Genomic DNA, 15,797 nt, shown 5'->3' with positions numbered 1-15,797 from the left:
CGAACGGTCGTACCCCTCACATCGGCTCCGGCGGCCCAATCAACCGTCCCATCACCCCAAACAACCCCAGCTCCCGGATCACCTCCAACTCCCCCTTGGTCTCCACCATCTCCGCAATCAACGGCAAATCAATGCTGTTGGTCGCCCGAAAAATCGCCTTGATGAACAGCTTTTTATCACTCTGCTCATCAATATGGCGGATGTAAGCGCCGTCGATTTTCAAGTAAGCCAACCCCAGCTGGGTCAGATTGCCGATCTGACTAAAGCTGCCGCCAAAATGCTGCAGACCGATGCGGTAACCGGTGTTGAGCAGACTGTGGCTCAGGCGTTGCAGTTCTTCCTGAGGGGGCAGTTGGCGTTCGTCGATTTCCAGAATCAGCAGGGGCGCGAGTTCGGGCAGCGATTCGAGCATGTCGAGGATGTGTTGCAGCTGCGCGGGATCGCGCAGGGTGCTGCCGGACAGGCTCTGCGCAAGATGCACGACAGCGCCGGTAATACTTTTCAGCGGCGCAGGCAATGACCTGCTCGACGGCGGCGCCGGCGTCGACACGGCGAGCTATGCCCACGCCACGGCCGGCGTCACCGTCGATCTAAGCCTGCTCACCTCGCAAAACACCGTGGGCGCCGGGACCGACACCCTGACGGCAATCGAGAACCTGACCGGCTCGAACTTCAACGACACCCTCACCGGCGACAACCACAACAACATCATCAACGGCGGCCTGGGTAACGACATGCTCAACGGCGGGGGCGGCGATGACTTCCTGATTGGCAGTCTGGGCAACAACACCCTCACCCGCGGCAGCGGCGCCGACACCTTCCAGTGGCTCAAAGGCAACAGCGGCCACGACGTGGTCACCGACTTCACGCCGGGCACCGACAAACTCGACCTGTCGCAACTGCTGCAAGGGGAAAACGGCACCACGGCGTCGCGGGATGACTACCTGCACTTCAAAGTCATCGGCAGTGGTGCATCGGTCATGACCAGCATCGACGTCAGCGCCATGGCCGGTGACACGCCGAATCAGACTATTGATCTGGCGGGCGTGAACCTGGCTAGCCACTACGGCGTAACGCCGGGGGCGGGAGGGGTGATTTCGGGTGGACACGATACGGCGACCATCATCAATGGGATGCTCAATGATCATTCGTTGAAGGTGGATACGGTGTGACCTGAAACGACAAAACCCGCGATTCCTGTGGTAAGGGATGGCGGGTTTTTTTGTTGTCCTTAGCATCGTTCATCGCGAGCGTGCTCGCGATGAACGGTAACGCGGTTCATCTGATGAACCGCGATCCCTGTGGCGAGGGAGCTTGCTCCCGCTGGGTAGCGAAGCGGCCCCAGACTCTGCGCACGCGGTGCCGCTGACCAAACCTTTGTGGCGAGGGAGCAAGCACCCTCGTCACAAGTCCCTCGCTAGTCCTGCGGATCGATGTTGTCCAGCGCCCGATTCACCGCCAGCTCCCCCAGCATGATGATTTGCGCAATACCCAACAGGGAATTGCGACTCGGCCCCTCCATTTGATCCGCCAGGTCCATGGTCATGACATTGGCCGAGGCCAGCGACTCGCAAGCGTGGGCCAGCAGGGTTTCGGTATCGAGCTCCGGATTGACGGTGAACATAGTGCCGGGTGTGCGCGGGGTGGCTTTGATGTGGGCGGCCAGGTCGAGGTAGTGATCGAGGGCGCGGTGGGCGGCTTCGTGGAGTTTTTTGGAGTCGAGGGAATCGTAGGGGGGAACGTCGTCGGTTTCCGGTGGATTGGGCGTAACTTTGAACATAAGCTGGCTTCTCTGATTGGGTGCCAACCCTCCTGCTGCTAAACGAGAGGGAGGCAGCTGTACGCAGGTTAGCAGACCGGGGAAGCTAGCAAAGCCGGCGCGCCCGAAGGCGCCCTGCGCACAACCACCATCAAGTGCAGGCATGGGAATGCCCGACTGACAAGAGCTTGTGCACCTTACTTATAACCCCAGGCTGCTAAACCCGATCACTGATGGGCAGTGACGGGAATCAAGTTACCGAGCAGCCCCAAGGTGCACAAGCCGGCGGATTCTGGCGTAACCGTAGGCAATGGCGCAAGGCTGTGTAGCCTGAGTGAGTATCTGAAGGTGTCGATTAAACATCGCAATTTTATTGTTCACTCAAAACTTGGGTAAGACAGGGACGGATAAATAAATTCGTCCCTATTTCGCACCCCGTCAAAGGCACACCGATAACGTATGGCGAATCGCCGTCGCAAAGGGCAGTTGGGCGGTTTCCAGGATTTCTTCTTTAAGAAACTGCTGAAAGTCTTCGCTATCCGGGTTCTCCAGAAACAGCTGTTGAAGTGCTTCGGCTGTATCCAGGCTGCCGCGGACAGCTTCACGCCTCATTTCACGAAGGGCACCATTTTCAGCATCCAGATTGAAGATGCGCAAGGTTTCGACTGCTCTGTGGCGTAACCGGACATCCAGATTTGCACGTGGTGCAATGGTGCCGTCGCTGACGAAAATGAAATAGTCGTCAGGGTTGTCTTCATCGGGCTTTATCAGGACGGTGTGATCATAGGGGCGGTATCGGTCCTTGAAATTCCCACACGATTCTTCCCGTTTACATGAGCCGAACAGATTGCTCCAATCGAAAGTACCTTGGCGGTATCTTTCTCGCTGTCGAAAGTGTTCGATGTGCGCATTGGTGTGTTTGCTGATATCGGCTTCGCAGTAGGCGCAACGAGTATCTTGCATGGCTCGCAAATGCTCCCAGATCTGCTCACGCTCCGGTGGCGTCGGCGACTCCAGCGACCACCTGTGTAATCCATGTCTGTAGCGGGTAAGGCAGTGCGCTCCTTCACCCCGAACAAGCTTTCGCATGTGCCCGATTCCCTTTTCTTACTATTTTGTCAGCTGTTTACGTTTGAACGTTTCCAGTCTGATCAGCCTGTGGCAGTTGAGCATGCTGGGATGTTGAGTGCCGAAATGTTCATCAAGGTACTCTCGGAGTGCCAGGCCCTCTGTTGACTCATGCAGGTCCTGCTGGATAAGCGCCATGTACTCGCTCAGTTTTTGAGCAGGCTCATTGTCGGGCGTCGGGTCGATATCCATGACGTAAGCGAGCACTTGCGAGCTGGCGACGCCCTGAGTTTGTTGATCCACATTGCTCACTGTGACCCGTCGCCCAGTCTCGTCGGTTACGGTTTGCAGAACGCGAATACAGTGCGCTGGCACCGACGTGATTACCTGAGGACTGTGTGTTGTCACAATGAACTGGATACACGGGAAAGCCCCGAGCAGATCCGGTATGACGGTTTGCTGCCACGCGGGGTGAAGGTGCATGTCGACCTCGTCAATCAACACAACCCCAGTACTTTTACGAGGGGCGAGGATGCCCAAATGAGGGTTGAGTTTGACGCAGCGATACGCGATATCGGCAGCCAGGGCGACAATGTTGCGAATCCCGTCGCTAAGCTGGCTGACCTTCAATGCTCCGTGAACTGGATGCTCAAGCACCAGATCGGCGAACTCACTGCTATAGGCCAGATCTCGCCATCCTGTTTGAGTTGCCAGGACAGCATTCACCGCGTTCTGCACCGCTAGAACCGGATGTGCGAACTCGTCCTTCACGTCAATGCTGAGCTTTCCACGCTCAAGATTACGAATTTGTTCTTCACGATAGCTGCGGAAAATTCGTGTGTACCATTTGGCAAAGTGTTTATAGCTGGAGGCCGGGTCAAGGCAGTCGCGATAGCCATAGGTTCTCGAAAACTCAGCGTTTTCGGCTTTTTCAAACGCGGCTGTCAGTTTTTTATGGCTCCAGAGTCGGCCGGTGCCGTAGTAAGCCAGAACGGGTAAATCGAACGATTCCAAATGATCTCGGGAAACACCATGAAAGATCTCAGCTTCAAGTACTTGAGCTCTGCCTTCCAGTTTGCTGGCATAGATATCCTCACGCGTTTTCGTTGCTTTGCGGATACTTTCCCTGCGACGTGTCCAATGCCATTCTTCGCCTTGAAAAAGAGCATGGGCGGTAAGGCTAGCGGGCAGTGAAGGTTCCATCTGATGCGCTTTGACTGGACGCAGAAAAACGTCATCAGGATGTATCCCCGTAAGGTCATTGGTAGCGCTGCCAAGGTCAAAGCCGCGGACATAGGGCCACAATGCAACCTTAATAGCATCCAGTAGGCTGGTTTTGCCCTGGCCATTTCGTGCAACCAACAAGGTCAGTTGTGCATCGATCTCGAGAGTGAGTGTGGGGAAGCAGCGATAGTTTTCCAGCTCCAGCCTGATCAGTTTCACAGACTTTCCTCCATGTGGACCGATGCCAGGCCGCGGCAGAGGTGATGTTTCCGGGGAACATATAGGGCGTGGATTCTACTGTGAATGAAAACAGGTGAACACCATGGACATGGGGCGTTGCAAAACTACATCGGCTCCGGCGGCCCGATCAATCCTCCCATCACCCCAAACAACCCCAACTCCCGGATCACCTCCAACTCCCCCTTGGTCTCCACCATCTCCGCAATCAACGGCAAATCAATGCTGTTGGTCGCCCGAAAAATCGCCTCGATGAACAGCTTTTTATCACTCTGCTCATCGATATGACGGATGTACGCACCGTCGATTTTCAAGTAAGCCAGCCCCAGTTGTGTCAGGTTGCCGATCTGGCTGAAGCTGCCGCCGAAATGCTGCAGACCGATGCGGTAACCGGTGTTGAGCAGGCTGTGGCTCAAGCGTTGCAGTTCTTCCTGAGGGGGCAGTTGGCGTTCGTCGATTTCCAGAATCAGCAGGGGCGCGAGTTCGGGCAGCGATTCGAGCATGTCGAGGATGTGTTGCAGCTGCGCGGGATCGCGCAGGGTGCTGCCGGACAGGCTTAATGCCAGGGGCCAACGATTGATGACGAGGTAGTCGAGGGTCGCTTCGAGCATCGCCAGGTCGAACCGTGCCGACCAGCCGAGGCGTTCGATCCACGGCAGGAAATGCCCGGCGGCTATCGCCTCGCCCTGTGGGTCGAGCAGGCGCGCGAGGACTTTGTGATGCAGCACTTGGCTGGTGTCGGCGCATTGCACGACGGGTTGGAAATACAACTGCATCTTGCCTTGGTTCAGGGCGTCGTCGATCCAGGTTTGCCAGCCGTTTTGGGACGGGTTCGGCGCGGTGTTGGAATAGGCCAAGTGGACCCACGGACGCTCGGGATGTCGCTGGGCTTGGGTCAACGCCTGATCCAGTCGCATCAGCACATCACTGGCCGGTTCACCGGGTTGGAAAGCAACGATCCCCAAGTGCGCCACCGGCATGCAATCGCTGGCACCGGTCAAGCGCAGGTTTTCCAGGGTGGCGCTGATTTCGCAAGCCAGGCGTGCCGCGTCCTCGGCGTCGAGGCCCGGTGTCAACAGGCTGAACTCGCCACCGCGATTACGTGCTGCCAGCCAGGTGCGACGCTCCGCAAGTTGGGTCAGACGCTTGAGCAGTTCACCGACGGTGCTGATCAAGGCGTCAGTGCGCTGACCGCCCAGACGCTGATTGAGACCGACCAGGTCGTTGATCCGCAGCATCAGCAAATGGCCGTCGCTGCTCTGCTCGGAGACCAGCAATTGGTCGTCCAGTTGTTCATCCAGCAAGCGTCGATTGGCCAGGCCCGTAAGGTTGTCCTGATAGGATTCGGCCCGCAGTTTTTCACTGCGCGCGACCTCTTCGGCGAACAGCGCTTTGAGCTTCTCGACCATCTGGTTCATGGCCAGTACCACGCGTTTCAACTCCGGTGTGCGCGGCAGTTTTGGCAGGCTGAGGAACTCGCGTTTGCTGATGGCTTCGGCCTGTTTGACCATGGTGTCGAGTGGACGAAATTGCCGGCGCAGCAACCAGCCCCCAAACACGGCACTGAGCAGGCCGCACAGGAGTAACCAGATCAGGCTGCCGAGGGTGCTGTCCCAGAGTTTGGCCAGGGCGAACTGCGGGTTGCTCATCACTTCGACCCGTGCTGCCTGCACCCAGCCACGCATGACCAGCGCTTCGCCACCGGGTGGGTGCAGGTTGACCAAACTGACAAACCAGCTGGGAACGCCTTTGATTTCCGCCGATACGCTGCGCTCCACCAGCACCTGCTCATTCTCGATATTGATGACTCGGATGCTGCTGAAATAACCACTGTCGAAAATCGAGCTGACCATCAACTCGATCATCGCCGAGTCATCGATCTGCGCCGTCAACGACAAACCCAACGCTGTGGCGGCGTCCTGGGCGTGGGAGCGCAATTGGCCGAGCATCTGGTCGCGAGAGCTTTCCAGGCTGACAAAAAAACTTCCGCTGAAGGCCACCAGCAAGAATAGGCAAATGGCGAGAAACAACTGTTTGCGCAGTGACATAAAACGCTCCTTGCGATGGTGGCTAGCCGTCACCCACGGCGAACCCTTCGGCCTGCATCTTTTTCAATACGTCCTGCCAGCGCGACAGGTTTTTCGAGTCGCTGCTGCGTTTACCGCCATTGGCTCCCGGCAAGTAGAGGCCTTCGGCGTTGAAGGCGTACACCGGCAGCAGGTCTTTGCGTTGGGAGGCGGGGCGGATTTCGCCGATCAAGTTGTCCAGCACCAGCGGATCGGCCGTGGGGCTGTTGTAAAAAGTCAGCACCATGTGCGCCTGGTTCTGGGTCAGGGCTTTAACGTAGGTGATGCGCAGTTTCTCGCTGGGAATCCCGAGGTGGCGCAGGCTGAAGTATTTCGCCAGTGCGTAGTCCTCGCAGTCAGCAGCACCCTTGATCAGGGATTCGACGGGCGTGGCCCAGTAATCGGTCTGACGCCAGATGCGGGTGTCGTCCAGAAAGGTCAGTTGCTGATTGAAAAAACGATTGACCGCGTTCAGTTGCTCGCGCTCGGGGGCGTTGACTTCGCTTTGCAGCATCTGACTCCAGGCCTTGATCCGTCCCCGTTCCGGGCCGAGGGTGCCGTAGCGTTTTTCTGCGGTTTGCAGAATCTGCGCAAAATCCCAGTTGGCCCAGACACTGCCCAGCCCGGCCAATAGAAAAGTGATCAGCAACAACCATCCGCCGAGCCGAAGTCGGAGCGTTGACCCTCCTGGACTACGCGGACTGCGGGACATGTCTGGCCACTCGGGTGCAGATGCCTGAAGTCTAGGCGGTGTTTTCAGCTAGGCAGGGTTGGTCGTCGGGTTGGTACGCGGACTTGTAGCAGCTGGCGAAGCCTGCGTTCGACTGCGAAGCAGTCGCTATGTCATCCGCTGCGGTGTATCAGGCAAACCGCGTGCGCAGGATTTACGACTGCTGCGCAGCCGAACGCAGGCTTCGCCAGCTGCTACAAGGATCGAGTTGCTTTCAGGGTTTTTGCAGGGTTTTCTGTTTGAGGATGTAGACGGTCACCAGAACGGCGCTGGTCAGCATGAATCCCCGCGCCCACGGCAGGGGCACCAGATAGCAGGAGAGCAGGATGCTCGCCCACATCAGCCCGATGGCGTAGACCTTGCCTTTGAGTGGGATGCCGTTGCCGCTCAGGTAATCGCGAACCCACGGCCCAAGCCGTGGATGCTCAACCAGCCAATGATAGAAGCGCGGAGAACTGCGGGCGAAGCAAGCGGCCGCCAGCAGCAGGAAAGGCGTGGTGGGCAACACCGGCAGGAAAATCCCGATCACCCCCAGCGCTACGCTCAGCCAGCCGATGGCCAGCAGCACGTAACGCAACATCAGGGAGCGGTTGCCTATGGGGTTGTCCATAGGCAAAACCTTAGTGGTGACGAGGCTTTAGGATCGCCGGTTTTTCGTCAGGTGCGTTGCACAGCAGGTACAGCGCAGTCAGGGCTTCCGGGATCTGCACGATCATGTCGTCCATCAGGTTGGCGTCGGCCGCGATGTCGGAGAACTCGGGTTGTTCGTCGAACAGACCCGAACCGACCATGATCGGCAGCAGCATTTCGCTGACTTCGTCTTCGGCGGTTTCGAACCAGGCGGCTTCGCGCAGGAACACGCCTTCCATGAAACCGATGCACCAGCCGCGCAGGTCGGAATCGTCCGGCTCCTCGCCCAGGTCCAGGTCGCATGGCAGCTCGAACTCTTCATCGGACGCCAGTTGGCGTGAGATGTGAGCCTTGAGGGCCAACAGGGTGGATTCAATCGCTTCACGCTCGGTGTCGTCGGCGTAATGCGGCTCTTCGGCGAAGAGGGCGTCGATCCATTCTCGGTCGGGAACGATTTCGGAACAGATCGACAGCGCAGTGAGGTAGCCGTGGGCGGCCACGTAGTCCAGCGCCTCGTCATGCAGTTCGTCGGCGTCGAGGAAGACTTGCAGGCGGGTTAATTGCTCAGCGAAGGACATTAAAGGGCTACCTTGGGAATTAAACAGATGCGGGAATTCTAGGCCTTCTTGAGCACTCAGGCCAGCCGCGCGGCATATTTGCGCCCACAAGCCTCTTTTCACCGGTGCCCTTTGCCGGACAGGGGTCGGGTATACTCGCGCGTTTTGTGATGCCCTGCCGGCGTCGCGGCTGAAATGTGAAGTGTCATGCAATGCGCACTTACGATTTGTCGGTGCAGCCTTCGTGGTTCTGAACCAGCCTTGCAGGGATGTTTTTGTGATTTTTGGAGTTTCTATGCTCGAACAGGCTCAACGCGTCCTCAAGGATATCTTCGGCTACGACAGTTTCCGTGGCCGTCAGGGTGCAATCATTGAGCGCGTGGCCAGTGGCGGCGACGCCCTGGTGCTGATGCCTACCGGTGGCGGCAAGTCCTTGTGCTTCCAGGTGCCAGCGCTGTTGCGCGAGGGCCTGGCGGTGGTGGTGTCGCCGTTGATCGCCCTGATGGACGACCAGGTCGCGACCCTCGAAGAGTTGGGTGTCGCCGCGGCGGCATTGAACTCCACGCTCAGCGCCGAGCAGCAGCGCGATCTGGCGGCACGGATCAAGCGCGGTGAAGTGAAAATGCTTTATCTCGCGCCCGAGCGTCTGGTTCAGCCACGGATGCTGGCTTTCCTGCAAAGCCTTGAAATCTCCCTGTTCGCCATCGACGAAGCCCACTGCGTGTCCCAGTGGGGCCACGACTTCCGCCGCGAATACCTGCAACTGGGCCAGTTGGCGGAATTGTTCCCCAGCGTTCCGCGTATCGCCCTGACCGCGACCGCCGACAAGCGCACCCGGGAAGAAATCGTCGACCGCCTTCATCTTCAGGATGCGGAGCGTTTCCTGTCGAGTTTCGACCGCCCCAACATCTTCTATCGCATCGTGCCCAAAGAGCAGCCGCGCAAGCAATTGCTGGCGTTCCTCGCCGAGCGGCGCAGTGATGCCGGTATCGTCTATTGCCTGTCGCGCAAGAAAGTCGATGAAGTCGCGGTGTTCCTCAGCGAACAAGGCTTCCCGGCGCTGCCGTACCACGCCGGTCTGCCCAACGATACCCGGGCTCACCACCAGAAGCGCTTCCTCAACGAGGAAGGCCTGATCATGGTCGCCACCGTGGCGTTCGGCATGGGCATCGACAAGCCCAACGTGCGCTTTGTCGCTCACCTCGACTTGCCTAAGTCCCTTGAGGCTTACTACCAGGAAACCGGTCGCGGCGGCCGTGACGGTCTGCCGGCAGACGCCTGGATGGCTTACGGCCTGCAAGACGTGGTGATGCTCAAACAGATGCTGCAGAACTCCGAAGGCGACGAGCGCCACAAGCGTCTGGAGCAGCACAAGCTCGACGCCATGCTCTCGCTCTGCGAGGAAACCCGCTGCCGTCGCCAGACGCTGCTGGCCTACTTCGACGAAGACATGCCCGAGCCCTGCGGCCACTGCGACAATTGCGTCGATGGCGTGCAGACCTGGGACGCCACCGAGCCGGCCCGTCAGGCGCTCTCGGCGATCTACCGCACCGGCCAGCGCTACGGTGTCGGCCATTTGGTGGACGTGTTGCTGGGCAAGGACAACGAAAAGGTCCGCAGCTTCGGCCATCAGCATCTGTCGGTTTACGGTGTCGGCAAGGCGATGGGGGAGAGCGAGTGGCGCTCCTTGTTCCGTCAGCTGGTTGCCCGTGGTCTGGCCGACATCGACCTAGAAGGTTACGGCGGCCTGCGCTTGAGTGACACGTGCCGGCCGCTGCTCAAGGGCGAAGTGACCCTGGAACTGCGTCGCGACCTCAAGCCGCAAACCACTGCCAAAAGCAGCAAGAGCCAGGCGAGCCAACTGGTTCGCGGCGAAGAACGCGAACAGTGGGAAGCCTTGCGCGCCTTGCGTCGCAAGCTCGCCGAAGAGCATGGCGTGCCACCGTACGTCATCTTCCCCGATTCGACGCTGCTGGAAATGCTCCGCAGCCAGCCGACCTCGCTGTCGGAAATGGCCACTGTCAGTGGTGTCGGTGCGCGCAAACTGGAACGTTATGGTGAGGCCTTCCTTGAAGTCCTCGGTGGGCAGGTCGAGGCGCCGAAAGTGGTGGCCGACCTGCGCCACGAATTGATCACCCTGGCCCGAGCGGGCATGACCCCGCTGCAAATCGCCGGCCAGCTGCAATGCTCGGAAAAGAATGTCTACACCCTGCTCGCCGAGGCGATTGGCAAGCAACAGTTGTCGCTGGAGCAAGCGCTGGATCTGCCCGAAGAGTTGATGGGCGAAGTCCAGGATGCGTTCCTCGACGGCGAGGGCGAATTGCCGCCCGTGTCGGAGATCGCCGCATTGTTCGCCGGTCGCGTGCCGGAAGGGGTGTTGTACTGTGTTCGAGCGGCGCTGCAATCGGAATTTGAAGTTTAAGTGACCTGTTACGGTGATGTAACGATTCACTACAGAGCAAACCTTGCCTCAAGCCAACGGCCATGCTTAGCTGACTAATAATTAGTTTTTCTCTATTTCAGTCTAATCATGAGTGTTTTATGCCGTTAACCGACCAACACCGCTTTGGCATGCAACTGGCCCAGATGTCGCGCGGCTGGCGTGCCGAACTGGACCGCCGTCTGGCTGGCCTGGGTCTGTCCCAGGCGCGCTGGCTGGTGCTGCTGCACCTGGCGCGTTTCGAGGATGCCCCGACCCAACGTGAACTGGCGCAAAGCGTCGGCGTTGAAGGGCCGACGTTGGCCCGACTGCTCGACAGTCTCGAAAACCAGGGACTGGTGCAACGTCAATCGGTGCTGGAAGACCGCCGGGCCAAGAAAATCGTTCTCTGTGCTCCGGCGCGTCCCTTGATCGAACAAATTGAAACCATTGCCACCCAACTGCGCCACGAGTTGTTCGAAGGCGTCGATGAGGCGGATTTGAAGGTTTGCATGCGTGTCCACGGGCACATTCTGGCCAACCTGGAAAAACCTTGAGGCATAACCACGCGCCAGACTTTTGAGAAACCCCGTTGGGCAGACTATAAAGAACTACTTGGCAATATCGTGTTCGTACCGGATGTGCGAACGCGTACAAGATGGTTATGGTTATCTAAGGGATGCTCATGCTCGAGAGTTGGCACGTGGTTTTGCGGTGTTGCGCCAGGCTGCTTCTGGTCGGTGGTGCTGGCACTTACTCGGCATTGGCGCCCGCGTTGGGCTTGGGTGATATCACCCTGCATTCGGCACTGAATCAGCCGTTGCGCGCCGACATCGCCCTGGTGGATGCCGCGGGTCTGGAGGAGGGCGAGCTCTCGGTCAGTCTGGCGACGCCTGAAGAGTTCAGCCGCGCCGGCGTCGATCGGGTGTTCTTCCTAAACAATCTGAAGTTCACGCCGATCTTGCGCGGCAACCGCAGCCTGATCCGGGTGAGCTCCAGCAAACCTGTCAATGAACCTTTCCTGAATTTCCTGGTACAGCTCAATCAGCCCAACGGGCGGGTGCTGCGCGAGTACACGGTGCTGATCGATCCGCCGGGTTCACCGGGGATTGTTCCCGTCACTGACGAACCGGTTACCGACGTTCAGTCCTCTGGATTCCCGACGGTTGAGCCGGTCGTTGCGCAGCCACCTGCGGCGAAGGGCAAAAAGCCGTCAGCTCCTCGCGTCGATCAACCTCCTGCCACGCCTGTGAGTGATCCGGTTGCCGAACAACTGGCCACCAGCGTGCTGCGAAACCAGCAGATGCAAGCAACCATCGATGCGTTGAACGCGAAGCTTCAGACCCAGGAGGATCACGTCGCCGGTCAGAAAAAACAGGTGACTGAACTGCAAACCCAATTGGCGGAAATCAAACAAGCGTCGGTGGAGCCGGTTGCACCCGTTGTTGTGGCTCCAGTGCCGGCCATTGTTGAAGAGCCTGAGGCCACTCATTGGCTGCTGATTTTCGGGTTGCTGGCGCTGGTGGCTTTGGTTTTGCTGGGGCTGTTCGTTCGGCGCCAACGACAACAGGTTCAGACGTTGCCCGACGCTTTACCTGTTTTGCCATCACGGCATGAGCCGGTGCTCAATCGCGCTGCAGAACCGGTCGTGCAACCAGCAACCGAATCAGATCAAGAGACGCCCGCAGGCGATGTGCTCGAAGGGGTGGGCATCTATCTGGCCTATGGCCGTTTTTCCGAAGCGGCCGGTTTGTTGCGGGAGGCGCTGATCACGGAGCCACAACGCACGGACCTGGCCGTACAATTGTTGGAAGTCTTGGGTAAACAGGGTGACGTACCCGCCTACGAAGCACAGGAAAACAACCTGCGTGACGCCGGATACGACCTGCAAAAACTTCAGAATATCCGCGCCCAACACCCGAAACTGAGCAGTGCGGTACCGTTGGCCGTCGCAGCGACAATCACTCCCCTCAAGCCTTCACTACCTCAAACAGTGCCCAACGATGAGTTCCAGTTGAACCTGGATGACCTGTCGATGGATTCGAGTTGGGACCTGATCAGTCCTTTTGAACACGCGCCGTCCGCCGCGAAGCCATCGAGCGAATCCGCGCCGGTCGAGCCGCCGTTCATCTCGAACCTGCACGTCTTGCCTGAGGTATTTGAAATGCCTGACGACTCGACGCTGGACGAGCCCGAACTTGAATGGGTCGCCGAGCCTGACTCACAGTCTCTGGATGACACCTTTCTCAACGAGTTCAGCGATTCCGGCCAGTCGCCGGAGATGGAGCCGCTGAACCTGGAACCGGCCGAGCCGAGCAGCGCCGGCAAACTGGAACAAGCCCAGACCTGCATCGATGACGGCGATCTGGACAGTGCCATCGAACTGCTCAACGAGTTGCTCAAGGAAGGTAGCGAGCCGCTTAAGCAGACAGCCCGGAACCTGCTCGCCGGGCTATCATAGCGGCGACCTCTGGCTCAGGAGCTTCGCCGATCATGACTGCACGCAAACCGGAAATCATCATCACTTATTGCACGCAATGCCAGTGGCTGTTGCGTGCTGCCTGGCTAGCCCAGGAACTGCTCAGCACCTTTGGTGACGACCTCGGCAAAGTGTCGCTGGTGCCCGGCACCGGTGGGGTGTTTCACATTTTCTGTGACGATGTACAGATCTGGGAGCGCAAGGCTGATGGCGGTTTCCCGGAGGCCAAAGTGCTGAAGCAGCGGGTCCGCGATCAAATTGATCCGGACCGCGACTTGGGGCACAACGACCGCACTCAGTGAGAGGCGGCTTCTGCCGCAACGGTTTTCTTGCTTGAGCCGCCCGAGAGTCGGCTGGAGACCACGATCGCCACGACGATCAACGCGCCACCGATCAGCATGCGCAGTGTCGGGTTTTCATCAAACAGCAGCCAGGCCACGGTGATGCCGTAAACCGGCTCCAGGGCGAAAACCACTGCCGCGGTCCGCGCCTTGATCACTGCCAGGCTGGCAACAAACAGACTGTGAGCGACGCCCGTGCAGAACACCCCGAGCAGGCCGATCCACAGCCAGTCGATGGCGCGCACTTCGCTCAACTGCGGTGCCGCCACCGGCAGCAGGCACAACGCGACCACCACGTTCTGACACAGCGCAGCCTGCACCGCCGGGATTCGCCCGGAGCTGGCGCGGTTGGTCAGTGATAGCAGAGAGAACAGCAAACCTGAGCCCACCGCCCACAGCAGACCAATGGTGGCGCCGCTGGCCAGATCGAAATCAGGGGTGACCAGCACCAGCCCGACACTGACCAGCACCACCAGCAGGATTTCGTTGGCGCGAATTCGCTCGCGGAAGATCAACCCTTCTAGGATCACGGTAAACGCCGGGAAGCTGGCGAAACCTAAGGTCGCGATTGCCACTCCTGCGACCTTCACCGCAATGAAAAAACTCACCCAGTGTCCGGCCAGCAGTAAACCGCTGAGCAATAGTCGGCGCCAGTCCATAGCCTCGAGTTTCTGCCAGCGAGTATTGCTGGCGAACCGCGCAAAAAAGGCTAACGCCAGCACAGCGAACGCGGCACGACCAAAAACGATAATGGCGGGGGAGGCAGCAGCCAGTTTGCCGAACACACCGGTCAAGCCGAACATCAGTGCGCCGATATGCAGGGCGCCAAGGGCGGTACGGGGAGTCATTGCAGTCCTTAACAACAAGCGAACAAAGATGTAGGAGCAGCCTTCGGCAGCTCCTGCATTGAACCGTGATAACCCTAGGTGTGTCTGTCGGTAAACTATTGCATTTTGTCGCCAACCTAGCGCCGCAATTTTCCGGGTGAGGCACCGAACTCCCGCAACACCGACCGGCGTTGTCGAGCAAACGACGGCTGGCCTCGGCGTGTTCACCAAGGGACTGAGATGCCTATGGGGCGCTGGGCACATCCAGCACCAGGCAACGGCTGCCATTGGCGCTACCGCAGGCGTGATGGAAACCGGACGGCACCACCACGAAACTCTGCTGAACCACCTGACTGCGACGCCCGTCGACCTCGAAATCCAGCGCACCCGACAGCCCGAACACCAGCTGCGCGTGGTCGTGGCTGTGGACGATCGGGTCATGAGTGTACTGGCGTAGCGTGAGGATCGGTCTCATCGCAGGTCTCCAGGGCAAGGCTGCCAGTCTACACCGAGGGCAATCGTGGGGCGCTGTCACAGGACTGACTCGCCACTGTCATGGGCAATTAACCCGACCGGCGCAAAGTTGCAAAAACTTTTGCAGAGGGTTGCCCATGACCAGCGCCGAGCTCGCCAAACCCAGTCGTAAGCAACGTGTGCGGACCTTGTGGATTTCCGATGTGCATCTGGGCACCCGGGATTGCCAGGCCGAACACCTGTCGCAGTTTCTCAAGGGCTACCACACGGACAAGATTTACCTGGTCGGCGACATCATCGACGGCTGGAAGCTGCGCGGCGGCATGTACTGGCCCCAGGCGCACACGAATGTGATCCGCCGCTTGCTGACCATGAGCAAGCGCGGCACCGAGGTGATCTACGTCACCGGCAACCACGACGAATTCCTGCGCCGCTATTCGAAACTGATTCTGGGCAATATCCAATTGGTGGATGAAGCCGTGCACGTGACCGCCGATGGCCGCCATCTGCTGGTCATTCATGGCGATCAGTTCGACGTGATCACACGGTATCACCGCTGGCTGGCCTTTCTCGGCGACTCGGCCTACGAATTCACTCTGACTCTCAACCGCTGGCTCAACCATTGGCGCGCCCGTTATGGCTACGGTTACTGGTCGTTGTCTGCCTACCTAAAGCACAAGGTCAAAACCGCGGTCAGCTTCATCAGCGATTTCGAAGAAGCTATCGCTCACGAATGCGTCAAACGCGAGTTGCACGGCGTGGTGTGCGGGCACATTCACCATGCCGAGATTCGCAAGGTCGGCGGGGTGGATTATCTCAATTGCGGAGATTGGGTGGAGTCGTGCACAGCGCTGATCGAGCATTGGGACGGGTCGATCGAATTGTATCGATTGGCGGATGTCCAGGCGCGTGAGGCGGAGTTGAAAGCCATTAGAATCGCAGAGCCGGCCTAACATTTTGGGTGTTTGAGCCGGTCCCGCCGGACT

The 15,797-nt window shown here is 58.8% G+C and carries 13 protein-coding genes and 3 pseudogenes; 6 read left to right on the top strand and 10 right to left on the bottom strand.

The annotated features are described in order from the left end of the window. Positions 1 to 16: 16 nt before the first annotated feature. A pseudogene (locus ACYZT3_RS20805) lies at positions 17 to 475 on the bottom strand (EAL domain-containing protein); the annotation flags it as partial. 19 nt (positions 476 to 494) lie between these two features. Here ACYZT3_RS20805 and ACYZT3_RS20800 point away from each other — a divergent pair. After that, positions 495 to 1,172, top strand: a pseudogene (locus ACYZT3_RS20800) (type I secretion C-terminal target domain-containing protein); the annotation flags it as partial. Between the two features lie 245 nt (positions 1,173 to 1,417). Here the strand turns inward: ACYZT3_RS20800 and ACYZT3_RS20795 are convergent. From ACYZT3_RS20795 to ACYZT3_RS20765, 7 genes are all read right to left on the bottom strand, one after another. Further along, positions 1,418 to 1,780, bottom strand: coding sequence for a DUF6124 family protein (locus tag ACYZT3_RS20795; protein ID WP_462030602.1), 363 nt, complete (start codon positions 1,778 to 1,780; stop codon positions 1,418 to 1,420). A 417-nt stretch (positions 1,781 to 2,197) separates the two neighbouring features. After that, positions 2,198 to 2,848: a retron Ec78 anti-phage system effector HNH endonuclease PtuB gene (gene ptuB / locus ACYZT3_RS20790; protein ID WP_462030601.1), complete on the bottom strand. Its 651-nt coding sequence runs from the start codon at positions 2,846 to 2,848 to the stop codon at positions 2,198 to 2,200. 21 nt (positions 2,849 to 2,869) lie between these two features. Continuing rightward, entirely contained in the window at positions 2,870 to 4,270 is a 1,401-nt protein-coding gene (locus ACYZT3_RS20785) for an AAA family ATPase (RefSeq protein ID WP_462030600.1), read from the bottom strand. A 125-nt stretch (positions 4,271 to 4,395) separates the two neighbouring features. Next, positions 4,396 to 6,336, bottom strand: coding sequence for a cyclic di-GMP receptor LapD (gene lapD, locus ACYZT3_RS20780; protein WP_462030599.1), 1,941 nt, complete (start codon positions 6,334 to 6,336; stop codon positions 4,396 to 4,398). Between the two features lie 22 nt (positions 6,337 to 6,358). Beyond that, on the bottom strand, positions 6,359 to 7,066 hold the full coding sequence (gene lapG, locus ACYZT3_RS20775) for a cysteine protease LapG (RefSeq protein ID WP_462030598.1): 708 nt from the start codon (positions 7,064 to 7,066) through the stop codon (positions 6,359 to 6,361). 232 nt (positions 7,067 to 7,298) lie between these two features. Then, positions 7,299 to 7,694, bottom strand: coding sequence for a YbaN family protein (locus tag ACYZT3_RS20770; protein WP_282380752.1), 396 nt, complete (start codon positions 7,692 to 7,694; stop codon positions 7,299 to 7,301). 10 nt (positions 7,695 to 7,704) lie between these two features. Beyond that, complete coding sequence (locus ACYZT3_RS20765) at positions 7,705 to 8,292, bottom strand: YecA family protein (RefSeq protein WP_282380750.1); 588 nt, start codon at positions 8,290 to 8,292, stop codon at positions 7,705 to 7,707. A 274-nt stretch (positions 8,293 to 8,566) separates the two neighbouring features. On the opposite strand from ACYZT3_RS20765, the gene recQ reads away from it, so the two are divergent. The 4 genes from recQ to ACYZT3_RS20745 all read left to right on the top strand — a co-directional run bounded on the left by recQ (position 8,567) and on the right by ACYZT3_RS20745 (position 13,471). After that, positions 8,567 to 10,693, top strand: a complete 2,127-nt coding sequence (recQ, locus tag ACYZT3_RS20760) for a DNA helicase RecQ (protein WP_282380748.1) — start codon at positions 8,567 to 8,569, stop codon at positions 10,691 to 10,693. Between the two features lie 119 nt (positions 10,694 to 10,812). Next, positions 10,813 to 11,247: a MarR family transcriptional regulator gene (locus tag ACYZT3_RS20755; RefSeq protein ID WP_282380746.1), complete on the top strand. Its 435-nt coding sequence runs from the start codon at positions 10,813 to 10,815 to the stop codon at positions 11,245 to 11,247. A 128-nt stretch (positions 11,248 to 11,375) separates the two neighbouring features. Continuing rightward, a complete protein-coding gene (locus ACYZT3_RS20750; RefSeq protein WP_462030597.1) occupies positions 11,376 to 13,151 on the top strand; it encodes a FimV/HubP family polar landmark protein in 1,776 nt (591 codons plus the stop codon). 32 nt (positions 13,152 to 13,183) lie between these two features. Beyond that, entirely contained in the window at positions 13,184 to 13,471 is a 288-nt protein-coding gene (locus ACYZT3_RS20745) for an Rdx family protein (protein ID WP_033055915.1), read from the top strand. On the opposite strand, the gene ACYZT3_RS20740 is transcribed toward ACYZT3_RS20745, so the two are convergent. Together ACYZT3_RS20740 and ACYZT3_RS20735 are read right to left on the bottom strand one after the other, a co-directional pair. Then, a complete protein-coding gene (locus ACYZT3_RS20740; protein WP_282380738.1) occupies positions 13,465 to 14,358 on the bottom strand; it encodes a DMT family transporter in 894 nt (297 codons plus the stop codon). The two genes, ACYZT3_RS20745 and ACYZT3_RS20740, sit on opposite strands and share 7 nt — an antisense overlap. A gap of 160 nt (positions 14,359 to 14,518) precedes the next feature. After that, a pseudogene (locus ACYZT3_RS20735) lies at positions 14,519 to 14,812 on the bottom strand (cupin domain-containing protein); the annotation flags it as partial. Positions 14,813 to 14,948: 136 nt separating this feature from the next. Between ACYZT3_RS20735 and ACYZT3_RS20730 the strand changes: the two are divergent. Next, positions 14,949 to 15,764: a UDP-2,3-diacylglucosamine diphosphatase gene (locus tag ACYZT3_RS20730; protein WP_282380735.1), complete on the top strand. Its 816-nt coding sequence runs from the start codon at positions 14,949 to 14,951 to the stop codon at positions 15,762 to 15,764. The last annotated feature ends 33 nt before the right edge of the window (positions 15,765 to 15,797 follow it).

Source organism: Pseudomonas sp. MDT1-16 (assembly GCF_054898115.1).
Note: the sequence above shows the minus strand (reverse complement) of the source record. Positions and strands in the feature narration are given on the sequence as shown.

Bases quoted from the DNA above. Each gene is read 5' to 3' on its own strand.
- ACYZT3_RS20795 (WP_462030602.1), bottom strand. From the start codon at position 1,780: ATGTTCAAAGTTACGCCCAATCCACCGGAAACCGACGACGTTCCCCCC.
- ptuB (WP_462030601.1), bottom strand. From the start codon at position 2,848: ATGCGAAAGCTTGTTCGGGGTGAAGGAGCGCACTGCCTTACCCGCTAC.
- lapD (WP_462030599.1), bottom strand. From the start codon at position 6,336: ATGTCACTGCGCAAACAGTTGTTTCTCGCCATTTGCCTATTCTTGCTG.
- lapG (WP_462030598.1), bottom strand. From the start codon at position 7,066: ATGTCCCGCAGTCCGCGTAGTCCAGGAGGGTCAACGCTCCGACTTCGG.
- ACYZT3_RS20770 (WP_282380752.1), bottom strand. From the start codon at position 7,694: ATGGACAACCCCATAGGCAACCGCTCCCTGATGTTGCGTTACGTGCTG.
- ACYZT3_RS20765 (WP_282380750.1), bottom strand. From the start codon at position 8,292: ATGTCCTTCGCTGAGCAATTAACCCGCCTGCAAGTCTTCCTCGACGCC.
- recQ (WP_282380748.1), top strand. From the start codon at position 8,567: ATGCTCGAACAGGCTCAACGCGTCCTCAAGGATATCTTCGGCTACGAC.
- ACYZT3_RS20755 (WP_282380746.1), top strand. From the start codon at position 10,813: ATGCCGTTAACCGACCAACACCGCTTTGGCATGCAACTGGCCCAGATG.
- ACYZT3_RS20750 (WP_462030597.1), top strand. From the start codon at position 11,376: ATGCTCGAGAGTTGGCACGTGGTTTTGCGGTGTTGCGCCAGGCTGCTT.
- ACYZT3_RS20745 (WP_033055915.1), top strand. From the start codon at position 13,184: ATGACTGCACGCAAACCGGAAATCATCATCACTTATTGCACGCAATGC.
- ACYZT3_RS20740 (WP_282380738.1), bottom strand. From the start codon at position 14,358: ATGACTCCCCGTACCGCCCTTGGCGCCCTGCATATCGGCGCACTGATG.
- ACYZT3_RS20730 (WP_282380735.1), top strand. From the start codon at position 14,949: ATGACCAGCGCCGAGCTCGCCAAACCCAGTCGTAAGCAACGTGTGCGG.